This is a genomic window from Reichenbachiella sp., assembly GCF_033344935.1.
GTDB lineage: Bacteria > Bacteroidota > Bacteroidia > Cytophagales > Cyclobacteriaceae > Reichenbachiella.
In genome coordinates this window covers 3137182-3161283 of record NZ_JAWPMM010000001.1, presented here as the reverse complement: position 1 = coordinate 3161283, position 24102 = coordinate 3137182, and the positions used below count along the sequence as shown (strand labels likewise).

22 protein-coding genes are annotated in these 24102 nt (G+C 40.1%); 9 read left to right on the top strand and 13 right to left on the bottom strand.

What is annotated here, in order from left to right:
* Nucleotides 1-177 precede the first annotated feature (177 nt).
* The gene (locus tag R8N23_RS13650; protein ID WP_318172165.1) at nucleotides 178-1494 is read left to right on the top strand and encodes a hypothetical protein; all 1317 of its coding nucleotides are present in this window, start codon (nucleotides 178-180) and stop codon (nucleotides 1492-1494) included.
* A gap of 2 nt (nucleotides 1495-1496) precedes the next feature.
* Here the strand turns inward: R8N23_RS13650 and R8N23_RS13645 are convergent, their stop codons facing one another.
* The 7 genes from R8N23_RS13645 to R8N23_RS13615 form a co-directional block, all read right to left on the bottom strand.
* Nucleotides 1497-3233, bottom strand: a complete 1737-nt coding sequence (locus R8N23_RS13645; RefSeq protein WP_318172164.1) for an ABC transporter ATP-binding protein — start codon at nucleotides 3231-3233, stop codon at nucleotides 1497-1499.
* Between the two features lie 85 nt (nucleotides 3234-3318).
* Complete coding sequence (locus R8N23_RS13640) at nucleotides 3319-3915, bottom strand: outer membrane beta-barrel protein (protein ID WP_318172163.1); 597 nt, start codon at nucleotides 3913-3915, stop codon at nucleotides 3319-3321.
* A 14-nt stretch (nucleotides 3916-3929) separates the two neighbouring features.
* Nucleotides 3930-4550: a DUF4136 domain-containing protein gene (locus R8N23_RS13635; protein ID WP_318172162.1), complete on the bottom strand. Its 621-nt coding sequence runs from the start codon at nucleotides 4548-4550 to the stop codon at nucleotides 3930-3932.
* A 224-nt stretch (nucleotides 4551-4774) separates the two neighbouring features.
* Nucleotides 4775-5650: a hypothetical protein gene (locus R8N23_RS13630; protein ID WP_318172161.1), complete on the bottom strand. Its 876-nt coding sequence runs from the start codon at nucleotides 5648-5650 to the stop codon at nucleotides 4775-4777.
* Between the two features lie 36 nt (nucleotides 5651-5686).
* The gene (locus R8N23_RS13625) at nucleotides 5687-6595 is read right to left on the bottom strand and encodes a DMT family transporter (protein WP_318172160.1); all 909 of its coding nucleotides are present in this window, start codon (nucleotides 6593-6595) and stop codon (nucleotides 5687-5689) included.
* Between the two features lie 27 nt (nucleotides 6596-6622).
* Nucleotides 6623-7573, bottom strand: a complete 951-nt coding sequence (locus R8N23_RS13620; protein WP_318172159.1) for a bifunctional helix-turn-helix transcriptional regulator/GNAT family N-acetyltransferase — start codon at nucleotides 7571-7573, stop codon at nucleotides 6623-6625.
* A gap of 74 nt (nucleotides 7574-7647) precedes the next feature.
* The gene (locus R8N23_RS13615; RefSeq protein ID WP_318172158.1) at nucleotides 7648-8160 is read right to left on the bottom strand and encodes a GNAT family N-acetyltransferase; all 513 of its coding nucleotides are present in this window, start codon (nucleotides 8158-8160) and stop codon (nucleotides 7648-7650) included.
* A 45-nt stretch (nucleotides 8161-8205) separates the two neighbouring features.
* Between R8N23_RS13615 and R8N23_RS13610 the strand changes: the two genes are divergently transcribed.
* Nucleotides 8206-8586 (top strand): rhodanese-like domain-containing protein, encoded by a 381-nt coding sequence (locus R8N23_RS13610; RefSeq protein ID WP_318172157.1) that lies wholly within the window; start codon nucleotides 8206-8208, stop codon nucleotides 8584-8586.
* Nucleotides 8587-8591: 5 nt separating this feature from the next.
* Here the strand turns inward: R8N23_RS13610 and R8N23_RS13605 are convergent, their stop codons facing one another.
* Nucleotides 8592-9767 (bottom strand): DUF1343 domain-containing protein, encoded by a 1176-nt coding sequence (locus R8N23_RS13605; RefSeq protein ID WP_318172156.1) that lies wholly within the window; start codon nucleotides 9765-9767, stop codon nucleotides 8592-8594.
* A gap of 67 nt (nucleotides 9768-9834) precedes the next feature.
* Here R8N23_RS13605 and R8N23_RS13600 point away from each other — a divergent pair, with 67 nt between their 5' ends.
* From R8N23_RS13600 to R8N23_RS13570, 7 genes are all read left to right on the top strand, one after another.
* On the top strand, nucleotides 9835-11052 hold the full coding sequence (locus tag R8N23_RS13600) for an ABC transporter permease (protein ID WP_318172155.1): 1218 nt from the start codon (nucleotides 9835-9837) through the stop codon (nucleotides 11050-11052).
* 101 nt (nucleotides 11053-11153) lie between these two features.
* On the top strand, nucleotides 11154-11675 hold the full coding sequence (locus R8N23_RS13595) for a flavodoxin family protein (protein ID WP_318172154.1): 522 nt from the start codon (nucleotides 11154-11156) through the stop codon (nucleotides 11673-11675).
* 80 nt (nucleotides 11676-11755) lie between these two features.
* Nucleotides 11756-14290 (top strand): hypothetical protein, encoded by a 2535-nt coding sequence (locus tag R8N23_RS13590; protein ID WP_318172153.1) that lies wholly within the window; start codon nucleotides 11756-11758, stop codon nucleotides 14288-14290.
* 10 nt (nucleotides 14291-14300) lie between these two features.
* Nucleotides 14301-17108 (top strand): CHAT domain-containing tetratricopeptide repeat protein, encoded by a 2808-nt coding sequence (locus tag R8N23_RS13585; RefSeq protein WP_318172152.1) that lies wholly within the window; start codon nucleotides 14301-14303, stop codon nucleotides 17106-17108.
* A 72-nt stretch (nucleotides 17109-17180) separates the two neighbouring features.
* Complete coding sequence (locus R8N23_RS13580; protein ID WP_318172151.1) at nucleotides 17181-18095, top strand: glutaminase; 915 nt, start codon at nucleotides 17181-17183, stop codon at nucleotides 18093-18095.
* Nucleotides 18096-18742: 647 nt separating this feature from the next.
* Nucleotides 18743-18940: a hypothetical protein gene (locus R8N23_RS13575; protein WP_318172150.1), complete on the top strand. Its 198-nt coding sequence runs from the start codon at nucleotides 18743-18745 to the stop codon at nucleotides 18938-18940.
* A 45-nt stretch (nucleotides 18941-18985) separates the two neighbouring features.
* The gene (locus tag R8N23_RS13570) at nucleotides 18986-19591 is read left to right on the top strand and encodes a hypothetical protein (RefSeq protein WP_318172149.1); all 606 of its coding nucleotides are present in this window, start codon (nucleotides 18986-18988) and stop codon (nucleotides 19589-19591) included.
* Nucleotides 19592-19604: 13 nt separating this feature from the next.
* Here R8N23_RS13570 and R8N23_RS13565 read toward each other — a convergent pair whose 3' ends face one another.
* From R8N23_RS13565 to R8N23_RS13545, 5 genes are read right to left on the bottom strand one after another with little or no spacing between them, the layout of a single operon-like run.
* Nucleotides 19605-20792: an aminopeptidase C gene (locus R8N23_RS13565; RefSeq protein WP_412071649.1), complete on the bottom strand. Its 1188-nt coding sequence runs from the start codon at nucleotides 20790-20792 to the stop codon at nucleotides 19605-19607.
* 36 nt (nucleotides 20793-20828) lie between these two features.
* Nucleotides 20829-21494 (bottom strand): uracil-DNA glycosylase family protein, encoded by a 666-nt coding sequence (locus R8N23_RS13560; protein ID WP_318172147.1) that lies wholly within the window; start codon nucleotides 21492-21494, stop codon nucleotides 20829-20831.
* A 38-nt stretch (nucleotides 21495-21532) separates the two neighbouring features.
* On the bottom strand, nucleotides 21533-22132 hold the full coding sequence (locus R8N23_RS13555; RefSeq protein ID WP_318172146.1) for a bifunctional nuclease family protein: 600 nt from the start codon (nucleotides 22130-22132) through the stop codon (nucleotides 21533-21535).
* Between the two features lie 7 nt (nucleotides 22133-22139).
* Complete coding sequence (locus R8N23_RS13550; protein ID WP_318172145.1) at nucleotides 22140-23096, bottom strand: electron transfer flavoprotein subunit alpha/FixB family protein; 957 nt, start codon at nucleotides 23094-23096, stop codon at nucleotides 22140-22142.
* Nucleotides 23097-23121: 25 nt separating this feature from the next.
* Nucleotides 23122-23859: an electron transfer flavoprotein subunit beta/FixA family protein gene (locus tag R8N23_RS13545; protein ID WP_318172144.1), complete on the bottom strand. Its 738-nt coding sequence runs from the start codon at nucleotides 23857-23859 to the stop codon at nucleotides 23122-23124.
* Nucleotides 23860-24102 lie beyond the last annotated feature (243 nt).

Here is a 24102-nt window from a genome sequence, read left to right as displayed (position 1 = left end):
TTCAGTGGCTGGTCTCGCTCGTTCGCATTTCCAAATGCGACAGAGAGAGGCAATTGAGACCGAGAGAATCGGAAAATATGAAAGAAGAAAAATAACGGAATAAAATATGTTTACCTTTTGCGTTTTTATGGATTATAAGTGTAGACTATTCTATTTTAGCTGCTTAACTCAGTACAAGTGAAAATCAATTCTTACCTACTTTGCTTATTTCTATTAGGAGGTGCTTTTTCTGCTAGCGCCCAGACCTTCGATATCAAACTATTCGAAAATACGCATGGCAATACGATAGGCGAAGTAGAAAAGAACAAAGCAGAACTAGACCAAATCACCAAAGACAACAAAGCCTTTGTAAAAGCACAGCGCAAGGCATATAAGGAGAAAAGAGACAGTCTGGATGCTTTGAGAAACCAGAACTGGAAAGACAGTACCAATAGAGAAAGGCGCCTGCAGAAGCAGCATTTCATCTTCACCAATGAGTGGTATAGCATGGAAGAAATAGCCGCTTGGGACTCCACAGAAATGAAATCAAAAGAAGAACTGCTGCTCTACTCTAAAGACCGTCTGGAAGGCAACTACTACTACGACAAGTACAATGGCTTGAACAAGCAGATCATGGGCTATCACAGCGAACTGAAAGACTATCGCGATAGCTTGAAAGCCCATGAAGAAGATAAGGAGAAGCGGGAGTACCTGATGATATTGAAAAAGCAGGAGTTGTCTGACAAGTATGGGAAGGATCTGGAAGAGAGAGCCGCCCAAGAGGCGATGGAGCAAGGTCAGATCAATTTTCCTTCTAACAATCCAGAGCTGCAAAAGATATTGGGGTACAAAGAAATGGTAGATGAAGTACTCAATGTCAACCAGTCCAAGGTGAAGGGGGTGAATTACTTTGAAGGCAAGGAAGAAGTATTGGCTAAGGCCATGGAGCAAAGCGCGAAGCTCAAAGAAAAGTATTCCAAAGTGGTCAATTCCAATGATCTGTCAACGGCAACCAAACGATCTTCTTTGGAGGGAGATACCTTTTGGGAGCGACTGGTCTTTGGCGGTACATTTCAGATTCATATTGATCAACAGACCTCTATCGATTTGAATCCAGAACTCGCCTATCGCATCAACAAAAAGTGGGATGTAGGCATCGGAGGCAACTACAGATTAAACGGAGAAATAGATGACCTGCTAGGCCAGGCGCGGGAAACGCAAATTTATGGCTATCGCGTATTTACAGAGTATTTCCTTTTCAAGGGCTTTCATGCCCACCTGGAGTTTGAGTCCCTAGCTGCCAGGTCCACGGCTCCTACAGCACCATCAGATACCAACAAAGTAGAATGGAACAATAGTCTATTGTTGGGGATAGAACGTCGATTCAACCTCGGTGCTAATGCTCAGGCCCAGATTTCCTTGCTCTATAATTTCATGCACGCGGATAATCTGCTATACAATAGCCCCTGGAATGTAAGGTTTGGATTCAATTTCAAGAAAGGGAAGAAGGACTAACCCTATATCCTCGCCTGATAAGTATACAAGTCGTAGTACCTGCCTTCCTTGGCGATGAGCTCATCATGCGTGCCTGATTCTGCGATCTGTCCCTGCTCGATGACCAGGATTTGGTCTGCTTGTTTGATTGTGCTCAGTCTGTGAGCAATCACAAACGTAGTTCTGCCTTTCATCAATGTTTTCAAACTTTCCTGAATGAAGGATTCGCTTTCGGTGTCTAAGTTGGACGTAGCTTCATCCAGAATGAGAATTCGTGGGTCAGCCAATACGGCTCTGGCAATAGCGATTCGCTGTCTCTGTCCGCCGGATAGCTTTACCCCACGCTCGCCAATGACGGTGTCCAATCCATCTTCAAATCGATCGGTAAATTCTTGAACATGCGCTGCTTTCACCGCTTGTTGGAGCTGGTCTTCTGTGGCATCTGGCCTTGGGAAAAGTATGTTCTCTCGAATGGTACCTTCAAACAAAAAGTCGTCCTGAAGAACTACGCCCAGTTGATTTCGATAACTGCTGAGAGTCATTGTAGAAAGGTCAACATCATCAACCAAAATACGACCGGATTGCGGACTGATGAATGATGCCACTAAGCCAGCAATGGTGGACTTACCTGAACCGGAAGTACCCACTAAAGCAGTAACAGATCCCGGCTGAGCGTCGAAAGAAACCGCTTTGATTACATTCTTTTCTTCTTCATAAGCAAAACTTACCTGATCAAATTTTACCGCACCTTCGATGCGCGCCATGTTGTGGATGCGTGATGGATTCTCATCTTCTGTTGGCATGGACATGATTTCTTCCGTACGATCAAGACCAGCAAAGGCTTCAGTGATCTGACTGCCTATATTACTCATCTGTACAATAGGAGCGATCATAAAGCCAAGGTAGAGGGTAAAGGACAGGAATTCACCGAAGGTTAGTTCATCATTGATGATCATGTATCCACCGATGCCCATGATGCCTGCAGTAGCCAGCCCAAGCAAGAAGGTGGCAGAACTGGTAACCAAGGCGGTAGAGGTCAGGCTTTTCTTTACATTTTCATAGAGTTTGAGCGCGCCAGACTCAAAAGTCTTGATTTCTTGTTCTTCAGCATTAAAACCTTTAATCACACGGATACCATTTAACGTTTCAGTCAAGCGACCGGTAACTTCCGCATTGATCTTGCCTCTGGTTCTAAAGATCGGTCTGATGTAACCAAATGCTTTCAAAGAAATGACACCAAAGATGGCAACAGGCACCAGTACATACAGGGTCATCATAGGGCTAATCCTGATGAGCAAGACCAGGGAGAGGATGGCGGCTAATGATCCGCCAAATAGCTGGACTAAACCTGTGCCTACCAGATTTCTTACCCCTTCCACATCACTCATAATTCGGGATACCAGCGCTCCACTTTTGTTGTCATCAAAAAAGTTGATGGGAAGCTGGATGATTTGTTTTTGGACTTTGACTCTCAGCTGGGCGATCAGATGCTGAGCTTCTACACTAAGCAGACGAGTAAGCGCAAAACTCGTAGAGGCTTGAATCACGATCGCTCCAACAACCACAATAAGTAGAGTTTTAAGCATGTCAAAATCTTTATTGACTATCACATTATCAATGAGATACTGACTGGCACCTGGTAGTACCAAACCGGAAAGTCTGCTGATGATGATTAATGCAAGTCCAACAAGTAATAGATTTTTTCTTGGAAGTACAATGGTTTTAAAGACGTGGCCGAAGGAGGCTTTTTGCTTACTCATATGAAGGGGTCAAAAAAAATATTCTAATCTATTACGGCAATTTGCCAAAATAGATTAGAATATCTGAGTAAGTCTTCGAAAAGAATTAGTTGAGGAATATAAATCCTAAGAAGATCGAGAACGTTTGAACGTTCATGTCTAGCTTATTGGTTTTAAAGGATACATCATATCGTCCACCGATGTTCAGTCCAGCTCCTGCTACTCCTACTGGAATAAAAGCGCCGATCTCTGGTGCTAGTGCGAAATGAGTCGATGTTTCCGATACCGCCCAGAGTCCAATTTCAGTTCTGGTGTTAATAAAATTCACACCTGCATTTGTACCAATATAAGGGCGCATACCACCATCTTCTCCTAAGTAGAAGTGGATATTCGCCATGAGCGGGTACATATTCATATATCTGAATTGTGTGCCAGATACATCTATATTCCCATCAATGTTTTGAGTACCTCTCCAAGTGGTGTTGTAGACTTGCCATCCACCTTCTCCACCTACAGATAGATAGTCATAAATAAACGCACGACCACCGATTCGAAATCCTCTATAACTTTCGTCTTCTATGAAATCACTCATGTCGCCCATTGGAAAGCCAACGTTCCAATCGATTTTAAAGACTGACATCTGAGCAGATGCAGTTGAATGAACTAATCCAATAACTAGGGCTATTAATATATACTTTTTCATCTGTATCTACTTTTTTATTTTCTAAGATAATAAGCTGATTGATCAAACGCCTGATCAACATATCCATTCAGAAGCGTCTCATTTATTGAGCCTCTCAATAATCCGTTTACTCCACCATTCCAAACAGTCAATGCAGTACCGCTCACTAAACCAGTTTGAGCTGGGTCTACCATGTGCATCAAAATAGTTCCAGAAGAGTAAGATACCACGTAAGAAGGAGGGTAGTATGGAGGATATCCTCCCCACCAGCAAGTAGGGCAACCCCAACCCCAGCAGCCATAGTAGCATCCGCCACCACCTACAATGTAGTTGTCTGTAAAGATTATTTCTGGATGAATTACCAAATCAGGCATGACAGTTTCCGGATCTGTTTCTTCCACATATCCTAAGGCATTCATGTTTGCTTTGATCTGAGCGATAAGACTGGCATCATACTCACCATTATAATCATCATAGTCTTCGTCCCAAATCACTTCATCAGCGACCGCATAAGTTTGGTATCCTGAAAATGTAACATCTTCATTTCTGTAAGTGATGACAATGTCCAGGTCAGTAACAGGAATTTCTTCGCTTGGGTAACAGCTATTTAGCGCTAGAACTGCTATTACCAATATTATGTAGTTGGATAACTTCATTTATTTTATTTTAAAAGAGTGATAATTTTAATAGAGTACCCAAATTACTTTGATCCTCGTATGTATAGGTCAAATTTAGCCAATATTATAATTTAATGTTTATCCTAATATTAATTCATTTTATAGAATTAATAAGCAACCTTATTGAAGGATGAATTTGAGACTAATCTAAAGGGAATACTCGTATACGCTCCCTGGAAAAAGGTTTTCTGGCTTTGATTGTATTACTCTTCATCGATAACTACAGCCATCCATTTCAAGTCAGGGCTGATCGCTAACCTAGATGCGGTTGATAGATCAAATGATTCCATATCGGCCATCAACTTCCAACCATTGTCTACTTTGGGGTCGAATTTGTAAATCTTTTTTTGATCGCTTAGAAAGGCGGTTCCGTCAGATGCCCATACCATATCTTCAGCCCCTTTGATACATTCAGTGAGATAAGTGACTTTGTCTGTAAGAGGATCGTAGCTGTTTACATACCAGATGTCATCCGATTCTTTGTGAATAAAACTGATCGTTTTCTCCCCAGGTATTTTACTCAAAGATCTTCCTGGGTTCATCATAATGATTTTAAATTCAGAATTTTTAGTGTTCCATTCTTGTAAAGAAGGAGGAGAGCCTAATACAAAAGAGAAGACGGTCTTTTTGTCAAACCAACAGTAGTATCCGATTTTTTGTTCCGAAGGTATGGCTTTCGGTTCTCCACCTTTCAGTGGATATTTTACAAGCGTTTGACTCCCGTTTCGATCCAAAAGGATACATGAAATGTACTTGCCATCAGGAGTAAGTTTTGGGGAAAACTCGCTGCTTGGCGTATTGGTCATTCTTGTTTTTTCTTTTGACTCCAAATTGAGTCTTACAATATCTGTTTGGTTATCGTAAGTAGCGGCATACACCAATTCATTGTCATTAATAAAAGAGGGCTGGTTGTCATACCCTGGGTTGTTGGTGATATTCGCAGGATTGGCCATTTTGAAGTTGCCATTCTCTTTGGTTAATTCAAAAAGAAAAATTTCGGTTGAGGACTGAGCATACCCCACCGAAAATTTGGCCAAAAGCACAATTGTGGTTAGTACGGTTGTAATAATTCTACTCATAGATTAAAAGTACAAATATTATTTTGTTTTCAATTGTTATTTAGACTTAACTGCCAAAATTGCACCAGCAATTACTGCTAACGCACTAATGAATCCTTGTGGTGATAGCACATCCGGGGAGATCCAACTGACTTCAACGTAGGCCAATATGGTCATTACAAAAATCGTAATGAGCGGATTGAGCGTTATAATAATTCCTACTTTGTTGGCGTCAGCATGTTTGAAAGCCTCCCCCAAGAAGCTATATGCCAAAAACGTATTCAGACCTAAAAACAACATCAGAGCCCACATCCCTATACTCATCTGAAAAATACTTTGGTAATCGACCATTGGCGCCAAAGCAAAAGCGGAAAAAATGAAAAGGATGAAATTAACCGCCCTTACTGGATAGGTGTGAACTAGAATTTTTTGACATACGGCATACACTACCCAGCATATGGCTGCGAGCAAAACATAGAATGATCCTATGTTGTAAACAGATTGGCCACTCAAGGCTGTGCCACCTAGCTTATTCAGATAGAAAAAGTAGAATCCAATGGCAGCAATACCAATTCCTGTCAATTGCCTTTTAGACACTTTCTCCTTAAAGAAGACGATTCCAATAATTCCAAGAGTCAGCGGTGCAGATTGTATGATGATCTGTGCATTGCTAGGGCCGGTGAGTTCGATGCCAGTAATATAACCAATATAGTTAAGGGATAGGCCCGCGGCAGCTACCATCGCCAACCAGGGAAAGTGCTTGAGGGATCGGAGCTCTCCATTGTTTTTGGCTCTGATAAAAATGAGAAGTAAAACCGTGGCAATAGAAAACCTAAACCAGGAAACGGTAATCGGATCGATTTCTGTCACTGCTACTTTTAGAGCAATGGCAAGGAATCCCCAGAGGATAGCTGTGAGGCTAGCGTAAATGAGGCCTTTTTGTTGATTGTTGGATGTATTTGTCATGCGTTCAATTGGGAGGGCAAGATACCACTATATCATGATTTCCATTTCAATATCACATCTTTCGTACACGGATTTATCACCAAAATGCTGACCGGATTTGAAGCCGAGGGATTTGTATAAATTAATTGCTGGTACCAGTTTTTTATTAGATTCAAGAATTACCTTAGTTCCACCGAGTGTTTTAGCTTTTTCTAATACTGACAGGCCTAACTTTTTTCCAATTTGTAAACCTTGGCATTTTTCAGTGACCGCCATTTTGGCTAGCTCATAAACATCATGGCTGATTTTGATCAAGGCACAAGTTCCTACGATTTCGTCTTTGTATTTAGCCAACTTGATCGCACCTCCTGGCTTGATTATATATTGATCTGGATTTTCCAGGGTCTTTCTGTCTTCGCTTTCCAGCTTAAAGTATTTTTCAATCCACTCAGTATTGAGTCTGAGGAAGTCAGAGGCGTATTCGGGTTTGTAATCGATAATTTCGATTTGACTCATCAGACGAGCTTTACGATGCTTTTGTACTCTTTCGAACATCGGGATTTGTTCAAAATCGTCTTCACATTGTTCCAGAGCACAGAGGATGTTGTGGGTGTGCTGACCAATCATTTCATTCATGGCGTTCGAGATATCGGACCAAATAGATTGGATGCCTGGAAGCAAGTCCAAACCCTTTTTTGATAATTTTAGATTCCGTTTGCGAGCATCTTTAGTACTGGCCTCACTTTCTATAAGTCCATTTTTTTCTAATTCTTTGACTAACTGACTGACAGAAGGATGTTTGAATCCAATAGCATCCGAGATGTCGGTTACAGTTGTTTTCTCGGCTTGTGATATGGCATAATATACAGGAAACCATTTGGGTTCAAAATCTATTTTGTTAGCGGCATAAATCTTTTTGCCATCCTTCATGATTTCATCACTGAGTCTTTTGAGTCTACTTCCTAGGGCTAGTTCTCCGAGTTGTTTTACTGTATCCATTTTATAAAGTATTTATAAACGTAGTTAACTACGTAAATAAAATTTAAAATGTTTCAATCGAAGACTTATTACACTTATTGTAGATTGATTTCGAAGTAATCTACTTCTGTATCATAATGGTGCGCTTTTGATATGTATTGAAAGCCAGATTTTATCAATACATTTTTGGATGCTTCATTTTCCAAATCGGTAACAGCTACTAGTTGTTCAATGCCGAGTTCTTTATGGGCATATTCAATCACAGCCTTTGTAATTTCAGTAGCAAAACCTTGTCCCCAATAAAGTTTGTCAAAACGATAGCCCACTTCAATTTTATCTGTATCATCCAACAGCTTAAGACCGCCCCAACCGATAAAGGCATCGTTCTCTTTGAGGTAGGCGGGCATGAGTCCAAAGCCATCTCTTTTGTACTCTGCCAATCTTTTGGCTATCCAGTCTTTTGATTCTGCTTGTGATCTTGGTTTACCTCCTGTAATATATCTCATGATTTCTGGGTCGGAATCAAGTTTTCTGATATTAGAAAAAGCCAAATGATCTGGAGTACAGAGATAGGTTCTCTCAGTGGTAATTAGTGGATAGATGGTCATAAAATGAAATTAGTATATTAGCAAGTAAACATAATAAGTCTGAAAATGAGAAACACAATTATTCTAGTACTGTTACTTTCAATGACCATTTCTTGTCAAGCCCAGGTGCCCAATCAATTATCTCCAGTAGCGTTTAAGAGCCAAATTGAAAAGGAGGATGATGCTTTTAAGATTTTAGATTTAAGAACGGATAAAGAAGTCTCGGAAGGTATGGTTCCAGGTGCCGAACAATTGGATTTTTTGGCAGATGATTTTGATTCGAAACTCAGTGAACTCAACAAATCAACCACCTACTACATTTACTGTAGATCTGGAGGAAGAAGTGGAAGAGCATTGACTCAGATGACTGAGTTGGGATTCGAAAAAGTCTATGAAATGCAAGGCGGTATGAATGCTTGGAAGTCCGCTGGCTTAGAAACAGAGTAGAAAAATTATTTATAAATCAAATATTTTTTCCTGTTAAGCTTGAATTGATCAAGGTCATCTTGCCAGCTAGCTCGGATATCTTCCTCTGTCCAGCCATCTTCTATTTGTTTGCGCAATTCTCTGGTGCCTGCCAAATTGGTAAAGAAAGCATTGAAGTAGTCTGTTTTATTTTTTGATTTTTGGTAAAAATCTATGAGATAAAAAAGATCAATTTGATTTGGTGGTGTGACTGACCTAAGATCGTAGCCATAACAAACTTTGTTTTTATGCGGAGGATACTTTGAAGCGCCCGGAATGCTGATCGGCGTAAACTGAAAATCTCCAAAATCAGAATCGGGATATCCGACAGCCTGAAAAGGAAACTCCGTTCCCCTCGCCATGCTCACATGAGTTCCTTCGAACAAGCAAAGAGAAGGGTACAGGGCAATGGATTGCGTATTAGGAAGATTGGGAGATGGAGATACAGGCAGTGCATAGCTGCTATCTCTGGCCCAATTTTTTAGCTTAACCACATTAAGGTCAAGCATTTCGGATTGATTGACCCAGCCTTCACCTTTGACCATCAAAGCCAATTCGCCAGAGGTCATGCCATAAACGATAGGAATGGGGTGTACGCCAACAAAAGACGCTCGTGCGGTGTCCAGTACCGGGCCGTCAATATAATGAGCATTGGGGTTTGGGCGATCAAGCAACATAAAGCTGATCCCATATTCAGCGCAAGCTTCCATCATATAATGCATGGAACTGATGTAGGTGTAAAAACGTGCCCCAACATCCTGTATATCATAAATCACTATATCGATACCTTCCAACTGCTCCACGGATGGTTTTTTATTCTTTCCATACAGTGATATTAATGGGAGTCCGGTCTTTATATCTACTCCATCATCTACTTGTTCGCCGTTAGCCAAATCTCCTCGAAAACCGTGTTCTGGTGCGAATATTTTAACTACTTGTACACCTGAAGAAAGGAGGGTGTCTAGTAAATGAGTATTTCCGACGAGCGAGGTATGGTTGATGAGTAGTGCTACAGATTTACCCTTGAGTGTGGGTAGATATTGATCCATTTGTTCAGCTCCAGTAGTAATAAAAAGTGGCTCTGAGTCTTGTGCCTGACAACTGCAGATGATCAGACAGGCGCAGAGTGGAAGAACACGACTAAAGTATTTGATTAGGAACAACGGAATTGATTTGATTTAATTATTTTACACACTTTTTTAGAGTACTTAACGAAAGTAGTTGTAAAAATTGAATTTTCCTTATTTCATATCCAAACGCATTACATCAGAGGCCAATTCGTCCTTTTCATCTATCATATCTAAGCTAGCCATTATTAGTATTAGTGTGGGGTTGGCCGCAATGATCTTGGCATTTTTTATCCTTGGCGGTTTTCAGCAGACGATCAAACAGAAAATTTACAATTTCAAGGGGCATCTGGAGATTACGAAGTATAACATGGGCAATGCGCTGGATGAAAAATCCATCAGTTTTGGCTCAGACTTTTATGTGCAGAAAGATGAGTTTGAGTTTATAGATCATGTTCAGGCATTTGCTTATAAACCAGGTTTGATCAAAACTCAGGATGAAGTCGAGGGAGTGGTTTACAAAGGAGTGGATGATCAGTTTGATACGACACGTTTCGCGGTTAATATGCAAAGTGGTCGCTTTATACATCATAAAGCCGATGGGTATTCGGATGAGGTGATTTTAAGTAAGCATATTGCTAATAAGCTCAGCATGGAATTAGGTGATAAGTTCATGATTCATTTTGTTCAGAACCCACCGCGCTTCAGGAGATTGCAATTGGTAGGTATATATGAAACCGGCCTGGAAGAATTTGACAAAAGCGTGATTATCGGAGACCTTGGAATGATCCAAAGACTAAATGAATGGAACAAAGACCAAGTAGGAGGCTTTGAGGTTTTTGTCAAAGACAAATCCAAGATTGACGACGCCGAAAACATTTTGTTTAATGCCATCGATGCTGATTTATATGTGGATAAAGTAAGCGATAAATACAACCAAATCTTTGATTGGTTGGGTTTGTTAAATCAAAATGTGACTGTTTTCCTTGGTTTGATTTTGATTGTTGCCTGTTTCAATATGATTTCCATATTACTTATTCTTATTCTAGAACGAACTTATATGATTGGCGTACTTCAAGCGCTTGGTGCAAGTAAAAGACAAGTCAAACGCATCTTTCTTTTCAAAGGCATGTTGCTTGTTACCAAGGGACTTGTATACGGTAACCTAATAGCCTTGATCATCGCGCTGATTCAAGATCAATTTCAATTGGTGCCTTTGGATGCTGCCAATTATTATATGTACTATGTCCCTATTTCCTGGGATTATGAGTCGCTGATCGGGCTCAATGTATTGACTTTTCTAGTGGTCTCTCTGGCTTTAGGCATACCTATGACTGTAGTGTCTAGAATAAAACCGATCGCCGCCATTCGATTCAATTAATTTCGATCAACAGACTCGATGGATTCATCAATTCTTCCGATGGTTATCTTCATAATCAACATTTGATTTCTCGTTTCTTCGGGAAATAAAACTCAAATAAGATGAATTCAAATAATACTCGAATCCTTTCCTTAATCGGTAGTTCGCATAAGAATGGAAACACCACATTAGTGACCAAAGCATTTGCCGATATATCAGGAAGCTCCATAGCAGATCTTGGACAAAAGGATATTTCCTATTACGACTATGATCATAAAAACAGAAATGATGATTTTCTGCCCTTGATCAATGATTTTATTGATAATTATGACACATTGGTGATCGTAACGCCTATCTATTGGTATACCATGAGTGCAGAGGTGAAAACTTTTCTTGATCGCATTTCAGATCTATTGACTATCGAAAAAGAGACAGGTCGTCAATTGAGAGGGAAGTCCATGGCTCTGATCAGTCAAACCGAAGGAGACTTTTTCCACAAATGGTTTGCAGAGCCCATCAAGTTAACTGCGGAGTATCTCGGAATGGATTTTAAGGGACACGTACATGTGTCTATTGAGGATGGAAGCATTGGTGATGACTATATTAATAAGCTTAGGCAGCTGTCTACAGCAATCACCGAATGATAGAACTATCCCAAATTATTGCAGATTAGTTAGGTACATTATCTATCTTCCAAGATCAATAATTTCTAACTAAAGTTCCCATGATGCACTCATCAAAAATGCTTTTAGGCATACTGTCTTTGTTTCTGACCATTCAGACAGTAGCACAAACTAATACAAGTACCGAAAGCAATTACAAAGTAAAACAGAATAAATCTGGATACTATAAGACGGTTTATGACAACGGCTATGTCACGCTGCGTGATGGAACTGTTCTTGATGGGCAGATCTCTCTTTTGGGATCGTCTTATGAGAAGGTTTCTGGCGTACGAATTAAAACTAATTCAGGAGATAAATATTACTTCATGGTTAAAAGCTTGAAAGAATATGGACTTTCTAATTCGAGTATAAATGATACACCAACACTGTTTAGTTGGGGAGCTGTTGAAAAATCACCATTTACCGCATATAAAAATGTTCGAACTGGCTCTACCAGTTTTGGATATGTTAAAACCAGGTCTGGAAATGAAATAGAAGGGAGGTTGAGATTGAAGGAGGTGAATGGCAAAGTGGTGAGCATGGAGATCCGAGATTCAAAAAAGGAGACGTTTAAATTTGAGTCAGATGAAGTGTCCAACTATGGTGTTAGAGTATATAAGGATCCGAAATTTGAGAATAGCTGGTCGTTAATATCATGGGAATCAAATTCGTACTACAGCTCATTTGCAAATGTGAAATCAGTACCCATGCCTGGATATGTGATTACGAACAATGGGCAAAAACACGAAGGGTCTATTCAGTTGATCAAAAAGGCAACCATGATAACTGGAGTAAACATTTCAAAACCGAACGTAAAGAAACCTGTAAAGCTTAAATATGGTGACATTAAGTCTTATGGAGCGAACCTAACAGTTCAAAGCTATCATGATGTTTTGGCCAACGTAAGGCCGCTCGAACAATATCTTCCTATGAGAAAATTTCATCAGGGTACAGTTTTGTTAACTGATGAGTCCGAATTAAAGGGATGGGTAGCTTTTGCTACAAATAGTGATTTGGGTGATGTATTGTTTGCAGAGAGTGACAATGGTAGCGTACAAGGCTTTTCATCTGAGGATGTGGAGGAAGTGACACAAGAAATAGGACAAGAAGAGATAGACACCTATGATCAGTATGTTTATGATTCTTGGCATGTCAATGATTATCTGATTCAATATCCCCCTCAGTATATCTACAAATTCAAAAACCCAGATATGCAGAACATATTCGAAACAGAATTCCAGCCTGGATATGTGGTATTGAAATCTGGAGAAACTAAGGTGGGTTCTTTTTCCATTGTAAGTCAAGGGACGATTGTGAAATACCTAATTAAAATAGGAGACAATAAGCCGGAGAAATATCCAGCGAAGGAAGTAGCACGATATGGGCTTATTCAACACGAACCTAAAACGGCATTTCCACAAAGGCTATTTAATGAACCGAAACCTGGATTCGTAGTTTTGATGGGATCTGGCGAGAGAGTAGTAGGGGAGTTGACAATAAGGATAGAAGAGGCCAATTCAAGAAACGGATTCCAAGATGGCGTCATGCTCAAAACTTTTATTGTAAAAGTAGATGGGGATAAAAGAAAATTTGAAGAGTCTAGCATTGACGTTTATGGACTGACTGATGTTGCAGTTAGCGATTTAACTAACGATGGAGTAATTGTGTTCGACGATAAGAAACAGAACTTTCACCCCGGTTCATTCAACGAACATGGAGTTTCCAAAAACGGTTGGATAGCTTGGGCAAAACCTGTGAAAAAAGGTGATTACGATGCCTTCTTTTTTGCAGAGGATATAAATAGCACAGCCAATGTATTTTATGTGAGTAATGGAGCGTCAGATGTTGTTCAGAATATTGAAGAAGAATTTGCGGCCTATGACCCCGCAGATGATAGCTTCTTGATGACCAAGACGATCGAAACAGACGTGGTGAGCAATGGTTATATAATTACTGCTGATGGACATCGCATTGACGGAGAAGTACAAATTTCCTTTCCGCCAAAATTATGGTTTGCCACAGACGTGATTATTACTGATGTTACAGGTACAGTAAGCGAATATACAAGTGATGGCGCGCTTAGTCAGGTTTTTGTTACTGTGGATGGTCAGCAAAAGGAATTCATAGCTTTTGATAATGCTTATGTAGAGGTTTTACAACGCGAAGGAGATTGGGTACATTTTAGAAATCCACATCCTACTACACCTACTTTGGGTAGTGATCTATTGAATTATTTCTCTGGAGCGGCCATGACAGCCGGGCAGGACTATGTTGATCAGAAAGTGGCTGAAGGTAGGGTGAAGGCGGCACTCGAGGGGAATGACGAAGCTGTTCGAGCCGCAGATAATTTCCTTAAAAGAGAAAGAACTGATTTTATGTCCTATGATCAATTCGCCATTTATGCCAAGGAACATATTATTATGGATACTGAGCAGGGAAGACATTCTATGTACATTCCAGGAGCCAATTATCAGCAAGTGGAAGCAGAATTGATGGGATCGATAGATTATCTAAAAATGGACACCGAAGAACAAAAAGGGCTGCGTAAAATGAATAATCCAGCAGAGACTTTGAAATATTTGGATACTACTTTCTGATTAAAACGAAATGGTAAAAAGACTATACCAAGGAGCAATAATTTGTTGCTCCTTTTTTATTGTATCTCCTTTAGTTGCACAGCAACGGCTAAAAATTGATGACATCAAATTTGTGATCAGTATAGGTGATCAGGTACGGATGGCCTATGACAATGTGTCGAGATCTTCATCAAGAGAAATCTCTCAATCCAATGCGGATGGTTCAATTTCCTATCAGCTGAATATGGGAGATTTCCATATGTATAAAGGAAATTACAGCACCGCCATTAGCTATTATCATAAAGTGCTGGATAGGCTCGCTCCAGAAGTAAAAACGGATAAAGATCCACGAACCATCGATGTTTTCTCTATTTCTGAAAATCGTGATTTTCGATTTACTCGGACGGAGCGTATCTTAAAGAAGATCTCCCGTAGTTCTGAGTTGTCGAAGGAGCAATGGGTGTATTTTGCAAGAGCAGTTAATGCATTAGCCATTTATTATCATGGAATTGGCAACTATAAAGTAGCAGAGAAGCTCTATTTAAGAGCATTAGAAGTAAGAAAGGAATATATTGGAAATACCAGCGAGCATTACGTTAGCTGTCTGCACAATCTGGCCATACTCAGAAAGGATCAAGGAAGGTACAATGCAGCTGAAGATATGCTGAAATATGTGTCTCGCTATTATCTGCATAAAAAATCAAAGAACAGTACTGAATATAGCATCGTAGCCAACAATCATGCGATGCTACTCAACGAAATGGGACGTAGCAAGCAATCGGTTCAGTTGCTGGAAAGTCAGGAATCCATTTTGGATCAAATTGAATTTCCTGGTGGGTCTTTCGATCCATCCAGAGTGCGGGCCAATTATGCACTTTTATTGCTGGAAGAAGGGCGCACATACGAAGCGGAGGTTTTTTTGAAGGCATCATTAAAAAAATATGAGCAGACGGGTAAAGAAAAGGATCCTGACTATGTGCAGATTTCGCTTTACTTGGGTGAAGTCTATTTGAGTCTTGGAAAGACGAGCGAATTGGAGGAGTTGGTTCAGCATGCACTTAATGGGCTAGAGAAGAATTATGGTGCAAACTCTTTGCCCTATGCCAATGCTTTGGAGTTACAAGCAGACTATTTGAGGCAATCATCCAATTACCATCAAGCTTATTCTCAGTACGAAAAGGTGGCGGCGATAAGGAAGGCCAATTTGGGTGTATTGCACAAGGGATATCTCTCCGTTATTCAGAAGCAAGGAGCCTGCGCCTGGCGATTGGGACAAAATGTACCGGCTTTCAACAAATACAAAGAAGCAACGGATGGTTATCTGCAGGTGATTGATAAATTCTTTTTCAATATGAGCGAGAAGGAAAAAACTCGATTTTGGAATACTATCAAACCATCGCTGGAAGAAATGTATGTTTTCGTCGCATCGGATGGATTCGAATTAGAAGGAGCAATAGCCTACGCCTATGAAGTGAGGTTAAGAACAAAGGGCCTTTTGTTGCATAACTCAAACAAAGTACTCGAAGAAATCAATAACATTCAAGATACCGAAGTCAAGAAACAATATAATGACTGGCTTTCACTTAAGCACGATCTATCCAATTATTACAGTATGAGCCAGGCTACCATCGAGGAGATGCAAATCGATGTTTCATTGTTGGAAACAGAGGCCAATGAAATAGAAAAGGCAATCAATCTCGCAGTTTCAGGGAAGATCAATGAACAGTCCGAAAAAATCACCTTTGAGATGGTCGCAGCCAGTCTTGGTGAGGAAGAGGCCGCCATTGAAATTATCAGATTGAGTGATCAGGGCAAGAATGAAAATGCTCAATACGGCGCATGGATTGTGCGAGATGGTCACTTGGAATTTGAAATAATTGGAGCAGCCAACTTGCTAGAAACTAGAATGATTAAGTATTATAAAAATGCAGTAAGATTGAAATGGAAGGATAGTCTATCCTATGATAAATTCTGGAAACCACTAGCTGCCGAAACAGCAGGTACTACTCGAGTTTATGTTTCTCTCGATGGTGTGTATAATCTATTGAATCTAAATTCACTGATGACTAACGGGCAGTACTTATTGGACAGGCGTCAGATTGAGATTATACCGAACAGCGCGGTTTTAGTTTCTAATAAGAATAGTGGTTCTTCTATCAATAAAGGTGTACTAATGGGCAATCCGGTGTTTGGCTCTGCTGAGATTGCCCCATTGCCTGGTACCGCTGCGGAAATTAAAACGATTGATGAATTGCTCAATGAGAATAATATCAATACCCGCTTTTATGAACAAGCTCGGGCTACCGAAAAATCTTTAAAACAAGTTTCCAACCCTTCCATTTTGCATATCGCTACACATGGATTTTTTATGGGAGACAAAGTGTCGAACGAAGGAAATATTGCCAGCCGTACTTTGCGATCAGCGAATCCTTTGATGAGGTCAGGGCTGCTGCTTGCGGGAGCTGGTCAGCAAGATGAGCCTAGTGTTGAAAACCCTTCAGACGGAGTGTTTACGGCTTACGACGCCATGAACATGAATCTTAGCGATACAGAACTAGTCGTGTTGAGCGCTTGTGAAACGGGTACCGGTGAAGTGGTAAATGGTGAAGGGGTCTATGGTTTGTCTAGGGCATTTAGTGTAGCGGGAGCTAAACATTTGGTAATGAGTTTGTGGAAAGTGGACGACCAGGCTACGATGAAACTGATGAGTACTTTTTATAAAAACTGGTTGGCCGGAGAAGAGATAAAAACCGCATTTAATCAGGCTCAAAAGGCAGTGAAAGAAGAGTATGAAGATCCGTACTATTGGGCCGCATTTGTCATGGTGAACAATGAATGATTAATGCTAAATTTCTTTTAAAAAAAGAAGACCGGAATTTCGTGGTATCAATTTATCCTGTCAATTTTGAATATGGATTATCAGAAAATACTCAACGAAATTGTCATTGAAGTTAATGCACTTGAAAATAGTGGTGAAGTGGCCAACTACATACCTGAATTAGCTAAGGTAAACGCAGACAAATTTGGCATTCACCTGACGACAATGAATAATGAACACTACGCTACTGGTGATTCTGAAGAGAAATTTTCTATTCAAAGTATATCCAAAGTATTTAGTCTGGCTATGGCCTTTTCGCTTCTTGGTGAAAAACTCTGGAAACGAGTGGGAGTGGAGCCGTCTGGAAATCCTTTCAATTCTATTGTTCAGCTTGAATATGAAAACGGTATTCCCAGGAACCCTTTTGTGAATGCAGGCGCTCTTGTGGTTGTTGATGTGCTGCTGTCTGAATTGAAAGATCCTGAAGGGGAGCTATTTGCTTTTGTGCAGTCACTTACCGGTTCTAGTAATATCACTTATAACAAGATAGTAGCTCAGTCTGAAAAGGAAACTGGGTACCTCAATGCGGCATTTGTAAATATGATGAAAGCCAAAGGCAATATCGTAAATGATACAGATGAGATTTTAGATTTCTACTATAAGCAATGCTCCATTGAGATGAACTGTCGTGAGCTCGCTGCTGCCTTTCTACATTTTGGTGAAAATGGTTTGTCTTACGAACATGCTGGATTTAGCTTGACGAAAAGTCAAGTGAAAAGATTGAATGCCTTAATGCTGTCTTGTGGTTTTTACGACGAGTCTGGTCAGTTTGCTTTCAAGGTTGGATTGGCAGGTAAGAGTGGAGTAGGGGGCGGAATTGCTGCAGTATATCCAGAAGAATTTGCAGTGGCGGTTTGGAGCCCTAAACTAAATAAGAAGGGCAATTCTGTTCGTGGCTTTCATAGTCTGGAATTATTGACGACAAAAACAGAGTCGTCAATATTCTGACTATCTTCTTCTATAGCTAATAAAAAAGACCTTGCGGTCTTTAAATTTCTTTTATCAAACGAATATCAAGTACAAGGCTAATGGAATCGCTTTCATTAAAAGTGTACCGATGATAATTGATTTTCTGACGAGATTCATAACAGTTTGTTTAAGTATCTAGTACAAATATGTGTTAATACTTGAACAATTGTAATTCGTAGATTTACCTAAATAATGGATTAGGTAAAATTCCTAATTAGTACTTTTCTAATAAAACATTGTAATTATGAGTAATAGATTGTATAATACTAATAATCGGTATTTAAATAACTACTCAGTTTATTGTAGAATATAATGAGTGTAATTGTACTATTGAGTGATTAGGTATAATATCAATAAGTAATTGTATTATATTGATAATAAGCATTTCTCTAATAAAATATAGAGTCTTAACTTCAAATTTCTTCTTATTTAGACCTGTGATTTTACCAGTTCGTTATTAGTAATTGGTTGATGGTTCTGGCGTCATATGTATATGAACAGGAGACCCGTTTCTATAGCTGATCAATACTCAAAAGATGAAATTACTACTGTCAATATTTCTCACACTCAGCCTCAACGGTTTCTCCCAATCTATTAATTGCCCCTGTCAGTATACGGGAAATCAGATGCTAGCAAAGCTAATTGGTACATGGAAAGTTGAGGCAAAAGATAGAACTTCTCCAGGTAATTATGAGAATAATGTTGGGGTATCGGTGATCTCCACTGGTTTAAAGGGATGTTCGATCAAAGAATCTTATCAAGGAATTTTTAGAGAAAAATTGTACGCAGTGGAAACAAGTTTCTATATGAAAGATTCTATGTAGCTTCAGCGTGTGTATTATGATTCCGAGCACTCCAATATAATGGTGATGGAGGGTGTGATCAAAGAGGGTGGATTTGAATTATATTGGGTTGGAGACCTAGCCAAAAAGAAAATGCAAGTGAGGTTCAATCTTGAGTTTAAGACCCCAGATGTTTTTGAATGGACTACTCACCTTTCTACCGACTATGGGGAAAGCTGGCAAATGACCCATTATTGGGAGTATACTAGAGTTGCTTCTTTTGTTCCTGTCAACGCGGAACATGTCGAACTGAATGAAATCATAAGTAATTATCACCAGGGTTTAATAGAGAATAAACCCGAACTCGTTCTGTCTGCACTTGGCGATCAATTTATCATGTGGAATGGAAACTATTCTTCAGACCCTATCAACTGGCAAGCGCATATGGCTTTGTCTGGTGATGATTTGAAGGAATGGCCAGGTTGGATGGTAGAGCAAGCGGGACCTTATTCGAATGAGTTTGATATCCTATCGGTTAATGTCAGAGCCAATGCCGCCTTGGTTATTACCCGTGATACCGGGCAAAACAAGTTTAGAAAGTGGAAGAGGGAACAAACCACCTGGCTCTTAGGTAAAAAGGATGATGAGTGGAAAATACTGGGGTATTATCTTCAGAAGATAAGTAACCCCTAGTATTTCGATAGACTTACTTAAGCCCTAATTTCTTAGCAATGTCCTTGGGAATCGCATCCTTATGAACAGTGATGCTAATTGTCTTCAATCTCATGTACGACTCACTCATATGGATAAACCCGTTATTTCCGATTCTGTCTGAGTTGTTGCCCCAACTGTTTTTTACTTTGTAGTATTTATTGTCATTCTGATCTTTAACCAGACCCATAATATGCATCAAGTGGTCATCTGTTGTAGTAAAATTTTCAAACTCATCTTGACGGTATTGCTGGCTCACAGATAGTTCTGGATATAGCCCTTCCAATGCGGTCTTGTTGTTTTGTTCATCTTCTGGAATAATGGCTAAACCATATTTAGCTGAGAAAGTAGGCTCACTTACATCACAATCAAACTCTACAGAGTAACCATTCGCTAACGAGTTGTCCAATATTTTGATAAAGTCATCTAGTGGCAGGTTATAAAAACTGCCATTGCTGAAGTTATCAGGTATGTTCAATATGAATGATGAATAGAAATCAGCGTGACTAAATGAAGTAATAGAAACATAGTCATCTGGATTAATTTTGGTCATTTCCAAAAAGGACTGTGGGGTATAGGTTTTCCCCTCATAGGTAAATGTTTTTGGTGCTTTTCCTAGATAAACGTCTAATACGGCACTTACTGCTGGTCTCCATTTTTTGCTGAGCTTTTTGCCGGGGTTGTCTGCATAGGTTTTTACCATGGATTCTAAAACAGCTACCATTTCTGCATGGTTGTGATAGTTGTTTCCTTCATCCAACCCGCTGTAAGCCTCATTGGGTACGAGACCATTGGCTTTGATTGAATTCAATACATCATGCGCCAGCCCACCTTCACTGAAGTTGGCTAGGCCTTGTCTCATGACGTAGTTTTCTGCCTTGTCCATGTAAGTCTGTCGAACCGTGTACATTTCTGACAAATCGATAGTCTTACCTGTCTTTCTGATAATTTCAGATTCTATAAACGAAGAAGCTGAAAAGCTCCAACAGGTACCGGTTCTTCCTTGACTGATAATAGGAGTGGCTTCCAGGTCGATAACAGTCGTGAATTCGTATGGGTCTTGCGCCTGCAACGACAGCGTTGCAAATAGGACAACCAGAATAGCTAACTTTCTCATGTTTGATTGAATTAATAAATGCTTGATGATTTCAAATCCGAAGATATAAAATCTTAGAAAGATCAAATTCAAAATGGTAATGAGTTTGATAAGCGGCAAATATCAGCTTAGTTTTTGCAAATATTCGTCAATAAACTCTTGTTTTCGTTTGAGTTGATACTGCATGACCCATCGGGGGTGGGGCACAGGTACAATGTCTTCGAAAAACTGATGCTTGTCGTTGAGTTGTTTGAGCAACCTTAGGTTTTGACCTTGACCTATACTATAGGCGACCGTAGAGTCGATATTAAAATTTAGCTGATCTTTAATCCATCTGACAATATCCTTTTCGAATATCTTTTGCCAATCCTTTAGATCATAATAGTTGAGGTTTTTGCCATCCATGACGTAGCCTAATGGAGACATTCCTGTAATGTAGAATTTGTCATAAAATGCCTTTGGACCTCCATAGTTATCTATCATTTCGTAGATAAATCTGGAGCTGAGTTCTGCTCTTTTGTTGAATGGGTTTGGAATCTCGCAGACTTCCTCAAGGAGCAATGGATCTGTAAATGGTACTCCGGTAATACCACCTCCAAAACGACCAGGATTGATACCGAAGAGCATTCTTCTGGCGTTGTTGTCTGAATAGTATTTCTTATAAAATTTGGTAGTCGCTTCCCAGCCATCCTGCGATTGGTAGGGATTCATGGTCTCAACTTTCTTGGGGAGTTTAGCTGGTGGTGCTAAAGATTGATAGAATTCAAGTATACGATCTGATACTAGCATGTAGTCCCAACTTTTTACTTTTCTACTTTAAACTAGTGTCAGTTCCTGCGATTCAATTCGTCGCGAAGCTGAGCGGCTTTCTCATAGTCTTCTTCTGCCAGTGCTTTATCAAGCAAACGATTCAGTTCTTCTACCGAATGTTTTTTTATGCCTTTGCTTTTTTTAGATTCTTCCTTTGGCTCGTCTTCAGGTGACGACAAAGTATCCAGCTCTTCTTCGAATTCATCAGTGACAACAATCCCCGCTTCTTCCATCACTGCTGGATTGGTATAGATTTCTGCATCGAAACGTATACCAATGGCAATGGCATCAGAGGGCCTGGCATCGATTTCTACTTTTTTTCCATTGTTGTCTACGCAAACGATCTTGGCAAAGAAAACGCCTTCCTTTAAATCAGAAATGATGATTTCTTTAACGTCAATTTCGAAATGGCCGGCAAATGATTTGAATAAATCATGGGTCATGGGCCGGTTAGGCGTAATCTTCTCAATCTCTATGGCAATGGCTTGCGCCTCAAACATGCCAATGATAATCGGTAGTCTTCGACCACCTTCCGATTCGCCTAACACCAGCGCAAATGAGCCCGATTGTGCATGGCTGGAGGATAATCCTATAATGTCTAGTTTTATTTTCTCCAACTGTCTGTTAATTGTTTAGTGCCTTGATAGCTTCTGTTAATTTTGGAACTACTTCAAATGCATCACCTACGATTCCGTAGTCTGCTGCCTTGAAGAATGGTGCCTCTGGATCTTTGTTGATCACCACGATAAACTTCGAAGAGTTTACACCGGCTAAATGTTGAATTGCTCCAGATATACCGACAGCGATATATAGGGTAGGAGCCACTTTGATACCTGTTTGTCCTACGTGCTCATGGTGAGGTCTCCAGTCCATATCGGAAACTGGTTTACTACATCCAGTCGCAGCACCTAACGCCTTAGCTAAATCTTCAATCATTCCCCAGTTTTCAGGGCCTTTCAATCCTCTACCACCTGAAACTACCAAGTCAGCTTCAGGAAGTAAAATTTCACCAGTAGCTTTTTCTTGAGAAGTTACCGTTACTTTAAAATCTGCATCATCTGCACTGACGCTAAATGCCTCTACTGCCGCGTCTGCACCATCTTCTTTGATGATTGCCGCATTCTTCTTAATGCCTATTATTCTTTTACCTTCTGTCAAATCAACGTTAGCGAATGCCTTACCTGTATAGATGCTTCTCTTTACCGTGAATCCGTTTGATGTATCAGGTAATTCGGTAACATTGGTAGCTAATGAAGCACCGATTTTGATGGCTAATCTGGCAGATACTGGATCACCAAGTGATGATTTCGCTAAAACTACTGTTTCGGCTCCAGTGCTTTCTACGGCTGCAGCTAAAGCTGAAGCATAAGCCTGAATATTTCCTTGTTTGTATTTTTCGTCTGCTACATGCAGTACTTTGGTAGCGCCGGCTTTTCCAGCTGCCGATAGTGCGTCGTTGCTTGCTTCGCCGAATGCAATGGCAGTGACATCACCGCCGATACCTGCGGCATAGCTTATGGCTTCCAATGACGATTTTTTGATTTCGCCTTCTGATATTTCTATGAATACTAATATGCTCATTTCTATAATTTTTTGGGCTTGTTAATTAGAGTACTTTGGCTTCGTTTTTCAACAAATCAACCAGTTCAGATACGTTGTCCGCATCGATCATTTTTACTGCTCCTTTGGCAGGAGGCATTTCGTAAGTACTCAACTGAGTTCTAACCGTGTCGTCAGCAGGTTCTACTACATTCAATGGTTTCGTTCTTGCTGTCATGATTCCTCTCATGTTAGGAATTTTCCACTCAGCGATAGGCTCCTGACATCCAAGCACCAATGGCAAATCAGCTTCCAAATATTCTTTTCCGCCTTCGATCTCTCTAGTCATCTTAGCTTTGCTACCTTCGATATCTAAGGTCATAACAGGAGATAGGGAAGGCATGCCGAGTAATTCGCCCACCATACTGTGTACTACGCCACTGTTGAAGTCGATCGATTCTCTACCCATTAGTATTAAATCATATCCACCTTCCTTAGCTGCATTCGCAATTTGATTAGCTACAAAAAACGAATCTTTAGGAAAAGCATTTACGCGAATCGCGTCATCAGCGCCGATGGCTAATGCCTTTCTCAAAGTAGGTTCAGTTTCGGCTTCTCCTACATTCAATACGGTGATACTTCCTCCAGATTGCTCCTTGAGTTCCACGGCTCTAGCCAAAGCGTAATCGTCGTATGGTCCAATGATATACTGAACACCTGTCTGATCAAACTTGGTATTGCCATCAGTGAAGGCAATTTTGGAAGTCGTGTCTGGAACATGCGTAATACAAACAAGAATCTTCATGTGCTTATCTATTAATTAATGTTGCTATTTAATCTATTAAATTTTGAACCCAATTGCGAATTATTAGCTGACTAAAATCCGAGGTTCAATAAGCCACGAATATAGCAAAAACAGGTTCAAGATCACGGTAGACCCTAAATATTAATTTAGGAATTGAAAAGGAGGGTAAAATTGAATGTAGATAGAATGGATTTGCCAAGAGTAACGGTATGAATTGTCATCCGTCATTGCGAACCCCGCGGG